21 protein-coding genes are annotated in these 16,030 nt (G+C 72.4%); 10 read left to right on the top strand and 11 right to left on the bottom strand.

Translation table 11 applies throughout. From position 1 onward, the window contains the following. Nucleotides 1-37: 37 nt before the first annotated feature. Nucleotides 38-430, bottom strand: coding sequence for a MerR family transcriptional regulator (locus tag PZB77_RS12755; protein WP_275496036.1), 393 nt, complete (start codon nt 428-430; stop codon nt 38-40). Between the two features lie 61 nt (nt 431-491). On the opposite strand from PZB77_RS12755, the gene PZB77_RS12750 reads away from it, so the two are divergent. From PZB77_RS12750 to PZB77_RS12735, 4 genes are read left to right on the top strand one after another with little or no spacing between them, the layout of a single operon-like run. Continuing rightward, the gene (locus tag PZB77_RS12750) at nt 492-1,655 is read left to right on the top strand and encodes an alkene reductase (protein WP_275492716.1); all 1,164 of its coding nucleotides are present in this window, start codon (nt 492-494) and stop codon (nt 1,653-1,655) included. Nucleotides 1,656-1,714: 59 nt separating this feature from the next. After that, nucleotides 1,715-2,515 carry an alpha/beta hydrolase gene (locus tag PZB77_RS12745; RefSeq protein WP_275492715.1) on the top strand — a complete coding sequence of 267 codons (801 nt, stop codon included), beginning with the start codon at nt 1,715-1,717 and terminating at the stop codon, nt 2,513-2,515. 2 nt (nt 2,516-2,517) lie between these two features. Further along, nucleotides 2,518-3,861 carry a SpoIIE family protein phosphatase gene (locus PZB77_RS12740; RefSeq protein WP_275496035.1) on the top strand — a complete coding sequence of 448 codons (1,344 nt, stop codon included), beginning with the start codon at nt 2,518-2,520 and terminating at the stop codon, nt 3,859-3,861. Then, nucleotides 3,858-4,211 carry an STAS domain-containing protein gene (locus PZB77_RS12735; RefSeq protein WP_275492714.1) on the top strand — a complete coding sequence of 118 codons (354 nt, stop codon included), beginning with the start codon at nt 3,858-3,860 and terminating at the stop codon, nt 4,209-4,211. The genes PZB77_RS12740 and PZB77_RS12735 overlap by 4 nt, the downstream gene beginning before the upstream one ends. Nucleotides 4,212-4,284: 73 nt before the next feature. Here the strand turns inward: PZB77_RS12735 and PZB77_RS12730 are convergent, their stop codons facing one another. The 5 genes from PZB77_RS12730 to PZB77_RS31240 all read right to left on the bottom strand — a co-directional run bounded on the left by PZB77_RS12730 (nt 4,285) and on the right by PZB77_RS31240 (nt 6,201). Beyond that, complete coding sequence (locus PZB77_RS12730; protein ID WP_275492713.1) at nt 4,285-4,800, bottom strand: DinB family protein; 516 nt, start codon at nt 4,798-4,800, stop codon at nt 4,285-4,287. A gap of 176 nt (nt 4,801-4,976) precedes the next feature. Then, on the bottom strand, nt 4,977-5,180 hold the full coding sequence (locus tag PZB77_RS12725) for a DUF397 domain-containing protein (protein WP_275492712.1): 204 nt from the start codon (nt 5,178-5,180) through the stop codon (nt 4,977-4,979). Then, a complete protein-coding gene (locus PZB77_RS12720; RefSeq protein WP_275492711.1) occupies nt 5,177-5,380 on the bottom strand; it encodes a DUF397 domain-containing protein in 204 nt (67 codons plus the stop codon). The genes PZB77_RS12725 and PZB77_RS12720 overlap by 4 nt, the downstream gene beginning before the upstream one ends. After that, nucleotides 5,377-5,925: a DUF5753 domain-containing protein gene (locus PZB77_RS12715; protein WP_343299862.1), complete on the bottom strand. Its 549-nt coding sequence runs from the start codon at nt 5,923-5,925 to the stop codon at nt 5,377-5,379. The genes PZB77_RS12720 and PZB77_RS12715 overlap by 4 nt, the downstream gene beginning before the upstream one ends. 75 nt (nt 5,926-6,000) lie before the next feature. Beyond that, the gene (locus PZB77_RS31240) at nt 6,001-6,201 is read right to left on the bottom strand and encodes a helix-turn-helix transcriptional regulator (RefSeq protein ID WP_343299861.1); all 201 of its coding nucleotides are present in this window, start codon (nt 6,199-6,201) and stop codon (nt 6,001-6,003) included. Nucleotides 6,202-6,342: 141 nt separating this feature from the next. Between PZB77_RS31240 and PZB77_RS12710 the strand changes: the two genes are divergently transcribed. Further along, nucleotides 6,343-6,663: a hypothetical protein gene (locus PZB77_RS12710; RefSeq protein ID WP_275492710.1), complete on the top strand. Its 321-nt coding sequence runs from the start codon at nt 6,343-6,345 to the stop codon at nt 6,661-6,663. A gap of 196 nt (nt 6,664-6,859) precedes the next feature. Continuing rightward, on the top strand, nt 6,860-7,975 hold the full coding sequence (locus PZB77_RS12705; RefSeq protein WP_275492709.1) for an ADP-ribosylglycohydrolase family protein: 1,116 nt from the start codon (nt 6,860-6,862) through the stop codon (nt 7,973-7,975). A 68-nt stretch (nt 7,976-8,043) separates the two neighbouring features. Here the strand turns inward: PZB77_RS12705 and PZB77_RS12700 are convergent, their stop codons facing one another. Beyond that, nucleotides 8,044-8,622 carry a TetR/AcrR family transcriptional regulator gene (locus tag PZB77_RS12700; RefSeq protein ID WP_275492708.1) on the bottom strand — a complete coding sequence of 193 codons (579 nt, stop codon included), beginning with the start codon at nt 8,620-8,622 and terminating at the stop codon, nt 8,044-8,046. 90 nt (nt 8,623-8,712) lie between these two features. Between PZB77_RS12700 and PZB77_RS12695 the strand changes: the two genes are divergently transcribed. Then, the gene (locus tag PZB77_RS12695; protein WP_275492707.1) at nt 8,713-9,159 is read left to right on the top strand and encodes a DUF1772 domain-containing protein; all 447 of its coding nucleotides are present in this window, start codon (nt 8,713-8,715) and stop codon (nt 9,157-9,159) included. A 156-nt stretch (nt 9,160-9,315) separates the two neighbouring features. Here PZB77_RS12695 and PZB77_RS12690 read toward each other — a convergent pair whose 3' ends face one another. Further along, the gene (locus PZB77_RS12690; RefSeq protein WP_275492706.1) at nt 9,316-10,425 is read right to left on the bottom strand and encodes an adenylate/guanylate cyclase domain-containing protein; all 1,110 of its coding nucleotides are present in this window, start codon (nt 10,423-10,425) and stop codon (nt 9,316-9,318) included. Then, nucleotides 10,422-10,871 (bottom strand): universal stress protein, encoded by a 450-nt coding sequence (locus PZB77_RS12685; protein ID WP_275492705.1) that lies wholly within the window; start codon nt 10,869-10,871, stop codon nt 10,422-10,424. Before PZB77_RS12685 ends, PZB77_RS12690 begins: the two co-directional genes overlap by 4 nt. A 301-nt stretch (nt 10,872-11,172) precedes the next feature. On the opposite strand from PZB77_RS12685, the gene PZB77_RS12680 reads away from it, so the two are divergent. Together PZB77_RS12680 and PZB77_RS12675 are read left to right on the top strand one after the other, a co-directional pair. Further along, complete coding sequence (locus PZB77_RS12680; protein ID WP_275492704.1) at nt 11,173-11,850, top strand: RNA polymerase sigma factor; 678 nt, start codon at nt 11,173-11,175, stop codon at nt 11,848-11,850. After that, nucleotides 11,847-12,950, top strand: a complete 1,104-nt coding sequence (locus PZB77_RS12675) for a CU044_5270 family protein (protein WP_275492703.1) — start codon at nt 11,847-11,849, stop codon at nt 12,948-12,950. The genes PZB77_RS12680 and PZB77_RS12675 overlap by 4 nt, the downstream gene beginning before the upstream one ends. A 454-nt stretch (nt 12,951-13,404) precedes the next feature. Here the strand turns inward: PZB77_RS12675 and PZB77_RS12670 are convergent, their stop codons facing one another. Continuing rightward, on the bottom strand, nt 13,405-14,328 hold the full coding sequence (locus PZB77_RS12670; protein ID WP_275492702.1) for an aldo/keto reductase: 924 nt from the start codon (nt 14,326-14,328) through the stop codon (nt 13,405-13,407). A 98-nt stretch (nt 14,329-14,426) separates the two neighbouring features. On the opposite strand from PZB77_RS12670, the gene PZB77_RS12665 reads away from it, so the two are divergent. Continuing rightward, nucleotides 14,427-15,029: a TetR/AcrR family transcriptional regulator gene (locus PZB77_RS12665; RefSeq protein WP_275492701.1), complete on the top strand. Its 603-nt coding sequence runs from the start codon at nt 14,427-14,429 to the stop codon at nt 15,027-15,029. Nucleotides 15,030-15,235: 206 nt separating this feature from the next. Here PZB77_RS12665 and PZB77_RS12660 read toward each other — a convergent pair whose 3' ends face one another. Beyond that, complete coding sequence (locus PZB77_RS12660; protein ID WP_275492700.1) at nt 15,236-15,955, bottom strand: TetR/AcrR family transcriptional regulator; 720 nt, start codon at nt 15,953-15,955, stop codon at nt 15,236-15,238. Between the last annotated feature and the right edge of the window lie 75 nt (nt 15,956-16,030).

Raw genomic sequence — 16,030 nt, 5'->3', positions numbered from 1 at the left:
CGCCCGGGGGCTGAGGAACTGCCGGCCGGGGCGGAGGTCACGTGACGGCGTTCCCGCCCTCCGGCGCCGGTGACTGCCCCTTCGCCGTGGTGATCACCTCGTCCAGGACGTCGCGGGAGCGCAGCAGTTCGCCGATCCTGCGGTCGATCCGGTCGCGTTCGGCACCGAGGTCGCTGACGAGCCGGGGCGTGGCGACGGCGGACGGTCCACCGTCCGAGTCCCGCACACAGGGCAGAAGTTCGTAGATCTTCGAGCTGCACAGCCCGGCCGCGTAGAACTCCTGGATGCGGATGACCCGGTCGACCGCGCCGTCGGAGTACTCGCGGTGACCGCCGGGCGTACGGTCCGAGGCCAGCAGACCCCGTTGCTCGTAATAGCGCAGGGAACGCTCGCTCACGCCCGTACGCCGGGCCAGCTCACCGATCCGCACGACGCTCCAGCTCCCTCCGGGACTTGAACCTGACACCGGTGTCAATTCTTACCCTCCCGGCATGACGAACGCACCCGTATCCGCTTCTGCGAAGGCATCGGTCTTCGACCCCGCCGCGCTCGGTCCGCTCCGGCTCCCGAACCGTCTGGTGATGGCCCCGCTGACCCGTAACCGCGCGACGGCGGACGGGGTCCCCACTCCCCTGATGGTCACCTACTACGCCCAGCGCGCCACTGCCGGCCTGATCATCGCCGAGGCGTCCACCCCGAACGCGGTGGGCCAGACGTACCCGAACATCACCGCGATCCACCGCCCCGCCCATGTCGCCGGATGGCGGGCGGTCACCGACGCGGTACGGGCGGCGGGCGGGCGGATGTTCCTCCAGCTCCAGCACGGCGGACGTGTCGGCCACCCCGACACCAGCGGACTGACCCCGGTCGCGCCCTCGCCGGTGGCGCTCCCCGAAACCCTGCACACGCCCGCCGGGATGCGGCAGGCGCCCGTTCCGCGCGAGATGAGCCTCCGGGACGTCCGCGACCACGTCGCCGACTTCGCCACCGCAGCGCGCCGCGCCCTCGAAGCCGGCTTCGAAGGGGTGGAGGTCCACAGCGCCAACGGGCACCTGCTCCACCAGTTCCTCTCCCGGAACACCAACCGCCGTACCGACGCCTACGGCGGCCCGGTGGTGAACCGCGTCAGGTTCGTCGCCGAGGTGGTCCACGCCGTCGCCCGGGAGATCGGCCCCGACCGGGTCGGACTGCGCATCTCGCCCGGCAACACGGTGAACAGCATCGAGGAGGGCGACACCGAGGAGATCTACCCCGCGCTCGTCGCCGCCCTGGCCGGCAGCCGGATCGCCTATCTGCACATCGGTTACGCCGACCCGGACCAGCCCGTCTTCCAGCGCATCCGCAAGGACTGGCCCGGCACCCTGATCGCCAACCCGGTGCTCCCGCAGGACCGCATCCCCGAGGACGGCGGCCTCGCCGCGAGCGACCGCCTGCTCGCCGCCGGCGCCGACCTCATCGCCCTCGGCCGCCCGTTCCTCGCCAACCCCGACCTCGTCCACCGACTGCGCACCGGAGCACCGGTCAACCAGGTGCGGGACGCGTACCTGATGTACGTCGGCGGGGCGACCGGCTACACGGACTACCCGGCCCTGGCCGCCCGTCACCCCGGCATCCCCACCGCCCCGGCGGCGGGCGAGGCAGCCGTGGAGCGGTGAGACACCGGAGCTGCGGGCTCGGAGGCTCGTAAGAATCCGGGAGTGGGAGACTGGCGGGTATGGATATCCGCCACAGGAACAACGTGACCGTCACCGGCCGTGCGGACGGGCCTGTGCTGCTGCTGGCGCACGGGTTCGGCTGCGACCAGAACATGTGGCGCCTGGTCGTGCCGACGCTGGCGGAGAACTACCGGGTGGTGCTCTTCGACTACGTGGGCTCGGGCCGGGCGACCCCGTCGGCGTGGGACGAGCGGCGGTACAGCTCCCTGGACGGCTACGCCCAGGACGTGCTGGACGTGGTCGAGGAGCTGGACCTGACGGAGGTGACGTTCGTGGGGCACTCGGTCAGTGCGATGGTCGGGGTCCTCGCGGCGGCCAAGGCACCGGAGCGCTTCTCCCGGCTGGTGATGGTGGCTCCCTCACCCCGCTACATCGACGAGGACGGCTACCGCGGCGGCTTCAGTGCGGAGGACATCGACGAACTGCTGGAGTCGCTGGAATCCAACTACCTGGGCTGGTCGGCGGCGATGGCCCCGGTCATCATGGGCAACGACGACCGGCCCGAACTCGGTCAGGAGCTGACTGCCTCGTTCTGCGCGACCGACCCGGACATGGCCCGCGTCTTCGCCCGCACGACGTTCCTGTCCGACAGTCGCGGCGACCTCAAGACGGTCACGGCACCGACGCTGATCCTGGAGTGCCGGCAGGACGTGATCGCCCCCCGCGAGGTCGGCGCCTACGTCCGCGACGCGATCCCCGGCAGCCGGCTGGTCACCCTCGAGGCGACGGGGCACTGTCCCCAGCTGAGCGCACCGGAGGCCACGGCCGACGCGATCGTCGACTTCGTCGGAGCCGCCTGATGATGTGCCGCACCGGCCAGTCCCCGGATCCGGGCCAGTCCCCGGATCCGGGTGGGGAGCAGGACGTGGACACCACGAACACGGTGTTCACCTCGCTGCTGGAGGACAGTGCCGAGGAGCTCTACGAGCAGGCCCCGTGCGGTTACCTGTCGACGCTGATGGACGGCACCATCGCGAAGATCAACCACACCCTGCTGAGCTGGCTCGGTCTGGAGCGGTCCCGGGTGGTGGGGCGGATGCGGTTCACCGACCTGCTGACCGTGGGCGGCAAGCTGTACCACGAGACGCACTTCGCGCCGCTGCTGCAGATGAAGGGCGAGGTCAGCGGCGTTGCCATGGACATAAAGGCAGCCTCCGGCCGACGGATGCCGGTGCTGGTGACCTCGCGGGTGAAGACCAGCGACGCCGGCGAGCCGCTGCTGATCCGCACCACCGTCTTCGACGCCAGCGAACGCCGCGCCTACGAAACCGAGTTGCTGCGCGGGCGCCAGGCGGCCGAGGAAGCCCGGCGGCAGGCCGAGGAAGCCCGGCGGCAGGCCGAGGAAGCCCGGCGGCAGGCCGAGGCCGACCGCGTCCGGCTCCAGCAGGCGTTCGCCGTCCTCCAGCAGAGCCTGCTGCCCTCCCAGCTGCCCGAGATCCCGGGTCTGGAAGCCGGTTCCTACTACCACACGGCCTCCCCGGACCTGCTGGGCGGAGACTTCTACGACCTCTTCCCCCTGGGCTCCGACCGGTGGGCGTTCTTCCTCGGCGACGTGTGCGGCAAAGGCCCCCAGGCCGCCGCGGTCACCTCGCTGGCCCGCTACACCCTGCGCGCCGCCGCCCTGCACGACGCCGACCCCGTCTCCGCGCTCACCACGTTGAACACGGTGCTGTACGAGCGGTACTCCAGCGGCGAAGGGCGTTTCTGCACCGCCGTGTTCGGCACCCTCGAACCCCACGACGGCCACGTCGAGGTGCACCTGGCCTCGGGCGGCCACCCCTCCGCGCTGATCCGGCGCGCCGACGGCAGCGCCGACTACCTCCACACCCCCGGCGGGATGCTCGTCGGCGTCCTGCCCCGGGCGACGTTCACCGCCGCCCGCACCCGACTGCTCCCCGGTGACACCCTGCTCCTGTACACCGACGGCCTGACCGAGGCCCGCATCGGACCGGACCGCCGGCTGTACGGCGACGAAGCCCTGCGCGCTTTCGCCGCCGCCCAGCCCGCACAGGGCCCGAAATCCCTGATCACCGCCCTGGGCGGGCTGCTCGCCTCCTTCGGCGACGGTCTCGACGACGACACAGCACTCCTCGCCCTCGGCGTGCCCGCCCCGCCCCACACCCGCGTGAGTGACGAACTGACATGAGCCCACTGACGATCACCACCCGCGCCGCAGCCACCGGCCCCGTACTGGGGATCATCGGTGATCTCGACTACGCGACCGCGCCCGGACTTCGCGATGCCCTGGACGGCCTCAGTCTCACCACGGGACAACTGCTGGTCCTGGACCTGGCCGGTCTGGAGTTCTGTGACTCCAGCGGGATCAGCGCTCTGCTGTCCGCCAGGATCCAGGCCGTCGGACAAGGCGCTCGCATCTCCCTGGTCTCGGTGCCCGCCAACACCGCCCGCGTCCTGGGCATCCTGGGCCTGGACCAGGTCTTCGCCATCGACCTGGGCGCCGGGCAGGCTGCCCGGCACGATCCCCTCACGGGCTGAGCCCCGGTCCGTCACCACCCCGGCAGGCCGAACGCCCGGTTCAGCCGACACGGGGCGGGGTGTGCGGTGGCCCTCAGTAGTAGCCCTTGGAGCCGTCGAGCAGCTCCCGGACGATGTCCGCGTGCCCCGCGTGCCGCCCCGTCTCCTCGATGAGGTGGGTCAGCATCCAGCGGAGGTTGGCGCCCGAGGAGCGGAAGCCGGGGTGCCGGCCGACGTCGTCCAGGGAGGCCGCCGCGACGATCTCGTTGCTGCGCGCGCACTGGGCCTCGTACTCCGCGAGGAGCTCGGAGAGAGTGCGGCCGTCGGTGACCCAGTCGGCGTCCTCGACCGACTCGTGGAACGCCGGGTTCTCCTTCTCGTCGCCGCCGAGGAACAGCACCTCCAGCCATGTGTGCTCGGTCCAGCGCATGTGGGAGACGAGGCCGGCCATCGTCATCGCCGGTGAGGTCGGGACGACCGGACGGCGCGCGTCCTCGTCGCTCAGTCCTTCGCACTTCCAGCGCAGGATCTGGCGTTGCAGGTCCAACCAGCCCACCAGTGAGGTGCGTTCGTCCGCCTGGAACGGGGGGCGCTTCAATTCGTTGTCCATAACGGCGCACGCTACCGGGGCAGTTGTGAGACGCAACGGGATTTACGGGGTGCGGTGCGCATCGGCGGGCTGCCCCGGCAGCCCGGTGCGGGCCGGCAGCCCCGGCCGCTGGCCCGGCCACGGCCCCGGGGCCCGCGAGCGGGGACGCACGCCCGGGGACGCGGCCCGGAGCCCGCTCAGCGCCCGGCGGCGAAGGCGACGAATGCCGTCCAGGCGGGAGCGGTGATGAGGAGAGCGGGGCCGGCGGGGTTCTTGCTGTCGCGGACGGGGACGAGGCCGGGGAAGTCGTCTGAGACTTCCAGGCAGTTGTTGGGGCCGCCGTCGCTGAAGCTCGACTTGCGCCAGGCGGCGCGGCGGAGGTCAGACGACGCAGGCGTCATTCGGAGCTCCGGAACTGGTCGAGGAATGCGGTCCACGCTGGAGCGGTGACGGCGAGTGTGGGGCCGGTGGGGACTTTGCTGTCGCGGATGGGGACGAGGCCGGGGAAGCCGTCGCAGACTTCCACGCAGTTGGTTTGGCCTCCGTCGCTGTAGGTGGACTTACGCCATGCGGCGAGGCTGAAGTCGAGCGTGCGGTTCATGAGGGAAGCTCCTCCACAATGCCCCGGATGAATGCCAGCGACTCCGCTGGGGACAGGGCGAGATCGCGGACCCGATCGTAGGACAGCCGATAGCTGGTCACTTTGTCCGCCTCGTCGACCAACTCGCTGATGCCGTTGCCCTCCACATAGGCAACGGAGGTGCCGTCCGGCTCCCAGAGTACGGTGAGATGGCTGTCCATGAGTCCGTGCACACCAGCCGAAAAGGGCAGCACCTGGAGAACCACGTCGGGGAGATGGCAGACCTCGATCAGATGGTCCAATTGACTCCGCCACGACTTCGTGTGCGCCGTCGGCCGTCGCAGCGCGACCTCATCCAGGATCAGTCGGACGTGGGGCACCGGGTCTCGATGCAAGATCTCCTGACGGCTCATACGCGCAGCGACCTGCTCCTCGGCCACGTCGAGATTGCTGTTCGAGGCCTGGGCCGCCGACAGCACCTCACGGGCGTACTCCTCCGTCTGGAAGAGTCCAGGAATGGCGAGCTGGAACATCCACATGACGCGAGCCCGGTTCTCCAGCCGCATGAACTCCTGGTACTTGTCCTTGAAGACTTCCCTCCGGGCGACCTTCCACAACCCCTGGAGCAGTTCCCCGCTCTCCTAGTACCGGTCGAGGTCCTGCATCACCTCCAGCTTGGAGAGCCGCTGGCTCACCTCCAGCCGGTAGAGGTAGCTCTTGTCGTAGCGGGTCTCCTCGGCGAGCTGCCCCAGCGACCTGCCGGCCTTCTCACGCAGGTAGCGCAGTGTCCGGCCGAGCGCGGCGCGGCCCGACTCCTCGTCCACGTCGGCCGGTTCGGTCATCGTGGTCCTCCCGTTGTCCTGTGCGCGGGCAATCGTGTGCTGCTGCCGAGCGTAGGTCGCGGCGGTGATCACCGAGTCACGAACGGTGAGCGTCACCCGATGGAAGTCACCCGAAGCCCACACCTCTGCGAGGCACACGTCATGGCCGATTCCCAGCTCCGTCTGCTGCCCTGGAACTCCCCTGAGGGCAGGTGCTGTTACCTGAGCACCGATGATCCGGGCAGCCGGATGTCGCGGCTGGCCGACGACGTGGAGGCCGAGCTCGTCGCGTGCGGGGAGGACGTGCTCGCCGGGGCGCGGGAGGTGCTGGCCGACGAGTCGGCCGGGGAGGGGGCCGTACGGTTCGCGCTGAAGGCGGCCACCGAGTCGCTGCGGGACGTGCTGCGGGTCGCGGAGTGCCGGGAGGGTCGTCCTCGGTCGACGTGGACCACCGGCGGGACTTCTCCGGAGCCTCCGCTGTGAGCCATTGCCGTAAGCCCTTGCCGTGAGGCGTCCGGCCGCCCGGCGCGGGGCTCGCGCACGCGGCTGAACCCCGGGGAATCCCGTTCAAAGGTGATCTCCGGAGCTACTCCGTACATACCGTTCCAGCCCTGAACCAGTCGTTCCCGCTCTATTACAGTGCTGGCGGAGCCGTACCGACGGTAGGGGGACTGGCCGGATGACCATCGGGACCACAGCTGTCTGGGGCCGTGTGGAGCAGCAGGACTTCCGCAGCCGGGTACGGGGGGCGCTGCTGGGCGCGGCGCTCGGGGACGCCCTCGGGGCGGCGGTCGCTCCGCTCGCGCTGGAGGAGATCCGGGAGGCGTACGGGGTCGGCGGGGTCGCCGACTTCGTGCCGGTGGGCGGGCGGCGCGGGGGTGTCACGGCAGTCACCCAGCTGACGCTCTTCACCGTGGACGGGCTGATACGGGCGCAGGTGCGGCGGGACACCGGGGCCTGGCACCCGCCGACCGACGTGCACCGGGCCCATCTGCGGTGGGCGGCGACGCAGCGCGACTGGGGGCCCGACGAGCGGCGCGAGGACGACGGCTGGCTCGCGCGCGAGGAGTGGCTGTACGCCCGCCGCACCCCCGCACGGGCCTGCCTGCTCGGCTTCGGGGACGCCGTGATGGGCACCCTGGAGCGGCCGAAGAACCCCGAGGCCCGGGACTCGGCCGCGCTGACCCGGTCCGCGCCGTTCGGGCTGCTCGCGGGGTGGGAACCGCAGCTGGTGCACCAGCTCGCCGTCGAGTGCGCCGCGCAGAGCCACGGCCACTCCACGGCCCAACTGGCCGCCGGCGCCTTCGCGGTGGTGATGCACGGACTGGCCCGGCGGGACACCCTGGACGGGTCGGTGCAGCGGGCGCTGGCGCTGCTCGCGGAACGCCCGGGCCACGAGCCCGTCACCGAGGCGGTGCGCCGGGCCCTCGGAGCCGTACGACAGGGCATTCCGGGGCCCGCGCTGATCGAGTCGCTGGGGGCGGACGACTCGGCGGAGGAGGTGCTCGCGGTGGGGCTGTACTGCGCGCTCGTCGGCGAGGACGTACGGCACGGGTTGCGGTTGGCGGTGAACCACGGCGGGCCCTCCTCGGCCACCGCGGCGGTCTGCGGGGCTCTGCTGGGCGTGCTGCACGGGGAGACGGCGCTGCCGCCGTCCTGGCTCGCGGAGATCGAGGGCCGGGCCACCCTCCTCGAACTCGCCGACGACTTCGCGATGGAGATGACCCAGGGCCCGGCCCTGCACAACGCCACGGCCGCGGCGCCGGGCTGGCTCGCCCGCTACCCGCGGGCGTGAGGGGGGAGCGGGCGGCGGCTCCGGCGGAGAGCACCGACGGCGGCCGACGGGCGGCCGACGCCTGGACCTCACACGGCGGCGAGCCGGTCCACCAGCAGCTCCACCCGCGAGTCGGCGTCCTGCGGCAGCAGCCGTTCCGACCGGGTCAGGGTCGCCACGCCGTGCAGTGACGCCCAGAACACCTCGGTGAACAACTCAGCTGCGACGCCCTCTCCGGCTACTTCTCCCAGGCACTCCAGCAGCGCGGCGAAAGCGTCCTTGAGCGGTGCCGGGGTGTCCTCCCGCGCGTACGCCAGACCGCCGTCGAGCCGGAAGATGGCGTCGTATACCGCCGGGTTCTCCGCGGCGAAGGCGAGGTAGGCGCGCGCGAGGGCGGCGACCCGCTCGCGCGGGCCGTTCGCGGCGGCGGTCGCCGCCCGCACCGCCGCGGCCAGTTCGGCGGCGCCCTGGAGGGCGACGGCGCCGATGATCTCCCGCTTGCCGCGGAAGTGGCTGTAGAGGACGGGCTGGCTGTACTCGATGCGCTCGGCCAGCCGACGGGTGGTGACCGCGTCCCAGCCCTGCCGCTCGGCGAGCTCACGGGCCGTCGCGACGATGAGGCGCTCGCGCTCCGCCCGCTCACGTTCCTTGCGTTCCTGTACCGACATGAATCGATCCTAGCGCCGCTAGACAAGAGAGCGGCAGCAGGGCTAGCGTTGCCTCATCATCTAGCAGTGCTAGATCCCAGGAGGATCGTCATGTTCGACGCACTTCAGGTCGCCACCACCGTGATCGTCGGCGTGATGGTGGGGGTGGAGTTCTCCGTCGCCTTCGTCATCAACCGGATATTCGACGCGCTCCCCGAGGACAGCGGCCAACTCGGCCGCGCGCACGGGGGCCGGATGCTGGGCGCGGTGATGCCGGTCTGGTACATCGGCTCGCTCGTCCTCATCGTGGTCTGGGCCGTGGCCGGCCGGCACCACGAGGGCGCCGGCCTCACCGTCGGCGCGGGAGCGCTGCTGCTTCTCAGCGTGGTCATGTCGCTCCTGCTGCTCGTCCCGATCAACAACCGGAGCAAGACGTGGACGCCCGAGAACCGGCCGGTGGACTGGAAGGAGCAGACGAAGCGCTGGGAGCGATGGCACTACGTCCGCGTCGCCGTCCTCGTCGCCGCCTTCGCCCTGCTGGTCGCTGCCCTCACCTGACCCCGGGGTCCGTCCGCCCCGGCGGCCCCGGACGATCGCCCCGCCGCGCATCCACGACGCGGACGGCGGGACATCGGCCGTCCGGCGTTTCCGGCCCGCCGGTTCCGGGATCGCCCCGGCCGGTCGGTCGCTGGGCCGGTCGGTCGCTCCGGCCGGTCAGTCGCGCCGGGGCCGCCCGTGGCCCCGGCCCGGCCGCAACAGCACCGGCCGGAGCCTGCTGTACCCGCGTACGGACACGGGCCGCAGCGAACGGAGTTCGTAGGCGGCCATGCCGGAAAGCTCCCCGGCCAGCTCCGTGTTGACGAGGACGGTGTCGGGCCGGGCCACCGCCGTGAGCCGCGCGGCGATGTTCACGGCGGCCCCGTAGACGTCGCCGAAGCGGCTGAGTACGGCTCCGTGGGCGAGCCCGGTCCGTACCTGCGGCAACCGCTGCTCCGCCTCGGCGCGGGCGGTGAGCTCCAGGGCGATGTCGGCCGCCTCGGAGGCCGACTCGCAGACGAAGAGCACCTCGTCGCCGATGGTCTTCACCACCCGGCCCCGCCCCTCGGCGACCACGTCACCGGTGAGGCTCTCGAACAGGTCCAGTACGCGCACGAGTTCGGCGTTGCCGAGGCCTCGCGTCATCCGGGTGTAGCCGACCATGTCGGTGAAGCCCACTGCCCGGTCGCGGACGTCGGCGCCCTCGTACGGTGGCACCGGGCCACCGGCTGCCTCGTCCCCGAGCCCGTCCGTACCCTGCCCCGACCGGCTGCGGGCGGCCTCGTCGGCCTCGGCGAGGACGCGCTGCGCGTACGCGGCGAGGTGGCGGCGCCAGACGTGTTGCTGCAACTGCTCCATCTCCGGCAGCAGTGCGGCGGCGTGGGCCATCAACGTCCCCCCGTCCAGGGTGGAAGCCGACTCGCGGTTGATCCAGGACCAGAGGGTGTGCACCTCCCACTCCGCGAGCCGGGAGAGGTGGTGGCCCAGGGCACGGGCCATCATGATCTCGCTCTCCTCGGTGATGAGCCCGGCCTCGATGAGCCGCTCCCCGGCCCGGAGCGCCTCGACGTCGGCGTCGGTGAAGATCCGCGCGTCCTTGCCGACCATGGGGAAGCCGAGCGCGCGCCAGATCGACTCGGTGCGCTCGGAACCCACCCCGGAGCGTTCCGCCATCTCCTGCCGCGTCCAGACGCGGCCGCCGCCGAGGAGCACCTCCTCCACGGCCTCCCCCAGCGCGTCGATGCCGAGGGGGCCGGACGACTCCTGTGCCGGTCCCGCCGCACTCATGTGGTGTGCACGATCAGCACGTCGAGAGGCGCCTTCCTGGCGATGTCGGCGGGGACGGAACCGAGGATGCGACCCGCGAGGGAGCGCAGACCGCGGTTGCCGACGACCAGCAGATCGGCCGAGGTGTCCCGGGCGATCCGGGTCAGCGCGGCGACCGGCTCGTCCTCCACCGCGACCGTCCGCACGTCCTTCGCACCCTGAGCCCTGGCCCGGTCCGTCGCGACACGCAGGGTGGCCTCGGCCGGCGCCGAGCCCACCACCTGGTACGCCTCCGCGCCCAGCTCGTCCTGCGCCTGCGCGAGTTCGTGCCCGCGCATCGGCTGATACGCGCAGGCGATGACGAGTTCGGCCTCGCAGACGGCGGCGAGCCGGGCCGCCCTCTCGACCGCCGCCAACGACGACTCCGAGCCGTCCGTGCCGACCATGACCGTCTGGTACGCGACCACGCCAAACCCCTTACTCCTGAGTCAACTTACTGCAAAGTAAGGTAGAGCGAGGCTCGTCCGCCGGGCAAGGGCCGGGAGGTGTGCGGCGCGGGTGACATGCCGCACGCACCGCCTTCTGGCCGCATGGCCCGATCTCGCTCCCCGCGCCCCGATGATGGTTCTTGTCGGCCCGTCGGCGCTCGGAGGATGCGCATCCATCCGGTACGGCGCGCCTTCCGTGTGGTGCGGGTCACGGGAACCCCTCCCTCCGGCCGGAGAGGTAAGGGGTGTGAGACGTGATGAACAGGAAGAGCGGCAGCGCATGCGCGCACGCATCAGGGCGGGAGACCGCGGGGCGTTCGCCGCGCTCTACGAGGAGTACGCGCGGGCGGTCTACAACCACGCCTACCGGCTGACGGGCGACTGGTCGACGGCCGAGGAGGTCCTGTCGGAGACCTTCCTGGCCGCCTGGCGCACCCGGCAGGCGCTCGACCCGGAGGGCGACTCGCTGCGGCCGTGGCTGCTCGGGATCGCCACGAACAAGGCGCGCAACGCCAACCGGGGCACCGGGCGCCGCCTGGCCTTCCTGGCCCGCCGCCCCGCCCCGGAACCGGTGGCGGACATCGCGGACGCCACGGCCGGGCGCGTCGACGACACGCGGCGGCTCGCCGCAGTCCAGGAGGCGTTCGGCGGACTCCGCCGCCAGGAACGCGAGGTGCTCGTCCTCTGCGTCTGGTCCGGGCTGGACTACGCCGAGGCCGCCGAAGCCCTCGGCATCCCCGTGGGCACGGTGCGGTCGCGGCTCTCCCGGGCCCGCACCCGGCTGCGACGGCTCACCGACGACCGGCTCCGCCGGACACCCAGGACCCCGGAGGGGGCCGCGCGGGAAGCGCGCACCCCAGAGGCGGACCGAGCCGGAAGGGAACCCCGCCCCGGCCGCGGAGAGACAGGGAGCAGGGCCGCGTTCGTGGCCCTGCCCATCCAGGAGGAAGCCCGATGAACGACCGCACCGCGGGCCCCGACCGGGCCGCCCACGAGGAACTGGCCCGGCTGCTGCCGGCCCCGGCCGAGCGGGACCTCCCCCCGGGCCGTCATCTCCACCACAAGGACACCCTGATGCGTCTGATCGACCAGGACGGCGACCGCGCCACCGTCCGCCCCCGCTTCCCGCGCCCCGCCGTCCTGCTCCGCCCCGCCGTCCTGCTGCCCGTCGCCGGACTGGCCCTGGGCGGGGTGCTGCTGACCACGCTGGCCGTGGCCGGCCATGACCCCGCACCGGCGCCGACCGCAGCGGGTGCGGCCTCCCGGAGCACTGCTCCCCGGGGTGCGGCCGTGCTGCTCGACCAAGTCGCCTCCGTCGCCGCGAAGAAGAACGAACAGAAGGTCGGTGAGGGGCAGTTCGTGTACGTCAGGACGGTGCAGGCCGCGAACGAGGGTGCGTTCGACGGCCCGGTGAGACTGACCGAGCCCCGTGTGCGCGAGGTCTGGATGGCGCAGGAGCCGGGGCCGGTGATCGACGTCGGCCTGATCCACGAGGACGGCTCGTACTTCCCGATCACCGTCGGGGTCCCGGACGGGGAGCCCGCCGTGGGCTCTCCGGCCGGGCTCGGCCGGCCGACGTACGCGTGGCTGGCCTCGCTGCCCACCGACCCCGATGCCCTGCTCCGGCGACTCACCACCGAGATCACCCGCGACCAGGACGCGCGCGACACCCCGGCCGGAGACCGGGACCGGGACCAGGACGCCTTCGACACCATCGGTGAACTGCTGCGCGAGACGCTGATGCCGCCGAAGACCGCGGCCGCCCTCTACAAGGCCGCGGCGAAGATCCCCGGCGTGACCGTGGACCCCGGCGCGGTGGACGCGGCCGGCCGGCCCGGGATCGGCGTGGCCCGCGACAACACCCGGGCCGGCTGGCGCACCGCCTGGATCTTCGACCCGGTCACGCTGGAGTACCTCGGCGAGAGGAGCTACCTCATCGAGGACTCCTCCCTGGGCGAGAAGGGCACCCTGATCAACGAGTCGGCGGTCCTGGAGCGCGCGGTCGTCGACGCCCTGCGCGAGGAACCGTCCGGCGGGAAGCCGTCGACGACGACCTGATCCCGGCAGCGGGCTGCCCGGGCGCGCCCGGTACGGGAACCGCCGCGCCGGGGTGACCTCGGCGCCGGGGCGCTTCGGTGTCTCAGCGCCGGGCGAACTCGTGGCGCGGCGCCTCCCGCAGGGTGAACCACACGCGGGCGAGGAGGCGGGCACGGCGGGTCGGGACGGTGAAGGGGACGGGCCGGCCGCCCGCGTCCGTACGGCCCGGTCCGGGGAGTCGCGCGGTCGCCAGACGTCCACGGGGTCGGCGGCGGCGAGGCCGAGGGTCCGGCGCAGCTGTTCCGGGGTGGTGCCCAGGTCCTCGGCGGCTTCCTCGGGGGTGAGCCCGGACAGCTCCCGCTTTCTCCTCTACTCCTCGCTCGTGGACTCCTCGCTCGTACGGGGGCTTTCGGCTCCGTTCGGCGACACGGTGCGACCTCGCGGGCGGTGACGGGGGGCGGGAGAGGACTCCCCGTCACCCGATCTCCCCCGAGCGGGTCGGGACCGTGTCCAGGGCGGCGAGGTCGTCCTCGTCGAGGGTGATCGTCCCGGCGGCCACGTTCGCCTCCAGGTGCCCGGCGTCGGCCGTCCCCGGGATGAGCAAGGTGTTCGGCGCGTGGTGGAGCAGCCAGGCCAGGCCGACCTGGGCGGGGGTGCGGCCCAGCGACTCGGCGACCGCGAGGACCGCGGCCTCGTCGGTCACCTTCGGCATGCCGGGGAAGGCGCTGCCGAGCGGGAAGTACGGCACCCAGGCGATGCCCTCCGCGACGCAGAGCCGCAGCATCTCCTCGTCGTCGCGGGCGACCAGGCTGTACGCGTTCTGCACGCAGGCCAGGCCGACCGGAAGCGCGCGGCGCAGCTCGTCCATGCCGACATGGCTGATGCCGATCACGTCGATCTTGCCCTCGTCGCGCAGGGTGGTCATGACGGCGAGCTGGTCGTCGAGGTCGACCACCTGGTCGCCTTCGGCCATCAGGCCGGGGCCGCGGGAGGCGCGGCGCAGGTTGACCAGGGGGATCCGGTCGAGCCCGAGGCTCTTCAGGTTGTCCTCGACGGAGGCCCGCAACTCCTCGGGCCGCTGGGCGAGGCGCAGCGGGTGGGGGCCGCCGGAATGGGGCGTGGCACCGACCTTGCTGACGACGTACACGTCGTCCTCGGGCCGGACGGCCTCGCGGACGACGTCGTTGGCGAAGCCGTCCCCGTAGAACTGGGCGGTGTCGATGTGGTCGACGCCGAGCTCGATCGCCCGGCGCACCAGGGCGAGGGCGGCGGCGCGGTCGGCGTGGAGGCGGGGGAGCTGCATGGCGCCGAAGCCGACGCGGGAGACGGTGCGGGCGCCGAGCCGGCCGGCCCCTCCGGCGCGGGGGGCACCGGTGGCGGTGGTGTCTGTGGTCGTCATGGGGTCATCCCGTTCTCGTGAGGTCTCGTGAGAGGATGAATAAGCGGAGGAGCCTCCGTTCGTTTGACCGTAGCACAAACGGAGGGACCTCCGCTTTGATGAACGCCGAAGTTCCGGACGGACCGTCCCCCACGGCCGGGGGTGCGCGTCCCGCCCGCGCGGACGCGCGGCGCAACCGCGAGAAGCTGGTCGCTGCCGCCCGCGCCGCGTTCGCCGGGGCCGACGACACCGTGCCGCTGGAGACCGTCGCCCGCGCGGCCGGTGTCGGCATCGGCACCCTCTATCGTCACTTCCCCACCCGGGAAGCGCTCGTGGAGGCCGTCTTCGCGGCCGAACTGGACGCGGTCACCGCCGGCGCCGACGAGTTGCTCGCCACCCTCCCGCCCGAGGAGGCGCTGCGCGCCTGGATGGACCGTTACGCCGGGTTCGTCGCGGCCAAGAGCGGCTTGATGGGCACCCTCCGATCGGGCTGGGCCTCCGGGGCCATAGCCACCCCCGCCACCCGGGAACGCCTCACCGCCGCCATCGCGACGCTCCTCGCGGCGGGCGCCCGCACCGGCTCGCTCCGCGGGGACGTCGAACCCGACGACGTCATGTCCATGGTCTTCGGAGCCTTCCAGGCGGTGTCCATCGGCGACACCCCGGAACGCACCGGCCGGGTGCTCGACCTCGTCGTGGACGCGCTCCGCCCCCGCGACTGAGGTGCGGGGGGAAGGAGTTCGGGGCGTGACCCGCCTGAGGGCCGTCACGGCCCGCACTCTTCTGCTGTGATGGCCGTGCATGGCGCGTCCCGGCCCCGCTGACCGGCGCGGTGCGGGGCCCGGCGGAGTCCTGAGCCGGGGAAGGCGCACTGCTTTCCGGCAACCCCTTCCGGCAACCCCTTCGCCCCCGCGCCCGGTGGTGCCGGCTATCCGGCCGCCGGGCGGCTCGCAGCGATGCCCGCCAGTACGAGATCGACGCCGGCGAGGAACTGCTCGCGGTCGTCGTGCCCCCGCATCTGGTCCGCGACGGCCCGGGTGAACGGGTAGTCGTCGGGGTCGAGCCCTTCCCAGGCCGTGGACGCGGCGTCGAGGAACCGCGCGCGACTCGCGTCCGGTCCGAGCGTCCGGGCGTTCGCCGCGTTCGCGGCGTTCTGCCCGGCGGCGCCGAGGATGTAGTGCATCAGGGCCGACGTCACCGTGAACCAGCTCTCCCGGGGCGCCCCCATCGCCCGGACCTGCCGTCCGAGGCTCTCGAAGATCCGGGGCGCCGCCGTCCCGCCGTGGCCGCGGGCGAGCCGGGCGGCGAGCTGGGGTGCGAGCCAGGGGTGGGCCTCGGTGGCGTCGAACAGACCGGTCGCGACGGCGCGGACCGCGTCCTGCGGCGACCCCTTCAGGGGCGCCGCCCCCGGTGGATCCACGGTCACGGCGGCGGTGACGACCGCGTCGACGGCGGCGCCCAGCAACTCGTCCTTGTGGGCCACGTGGTGGTAGAGCGCTCCGGGGCCGGTGGCGAGGCGCTGCGCGAGCGCCCGGAACGTCAGCCCGCTCTCGCCCGTCGCGTCGAGCAGTTCGACGGACGCCTCGACGATGCGCTCCCGGGAGAGCGCCTCCGTGCGCCGCTGCGACCGGCGCGGTCCTGTGGTCATGCGTCCATTTTGACATGAATGGAACGTTGTTCCAATATGGTTTGGAACAACGTTCCAATCTATGCGGGAGGACGA

Origin of the sequence: Streptomyces sp. AM 2-1-1, assembly GCF_029167645.1 — a bacterium.
GTDB lineage: Bacteria > Actinomycetota > Actinomycetes > Streptomycetales > Streptomycetaceae > Streptomyces.
Note: the sequence above shows the minus strand (reverse complement) of the source record. Positions and strands in the feature narration are given on the sequence as shown.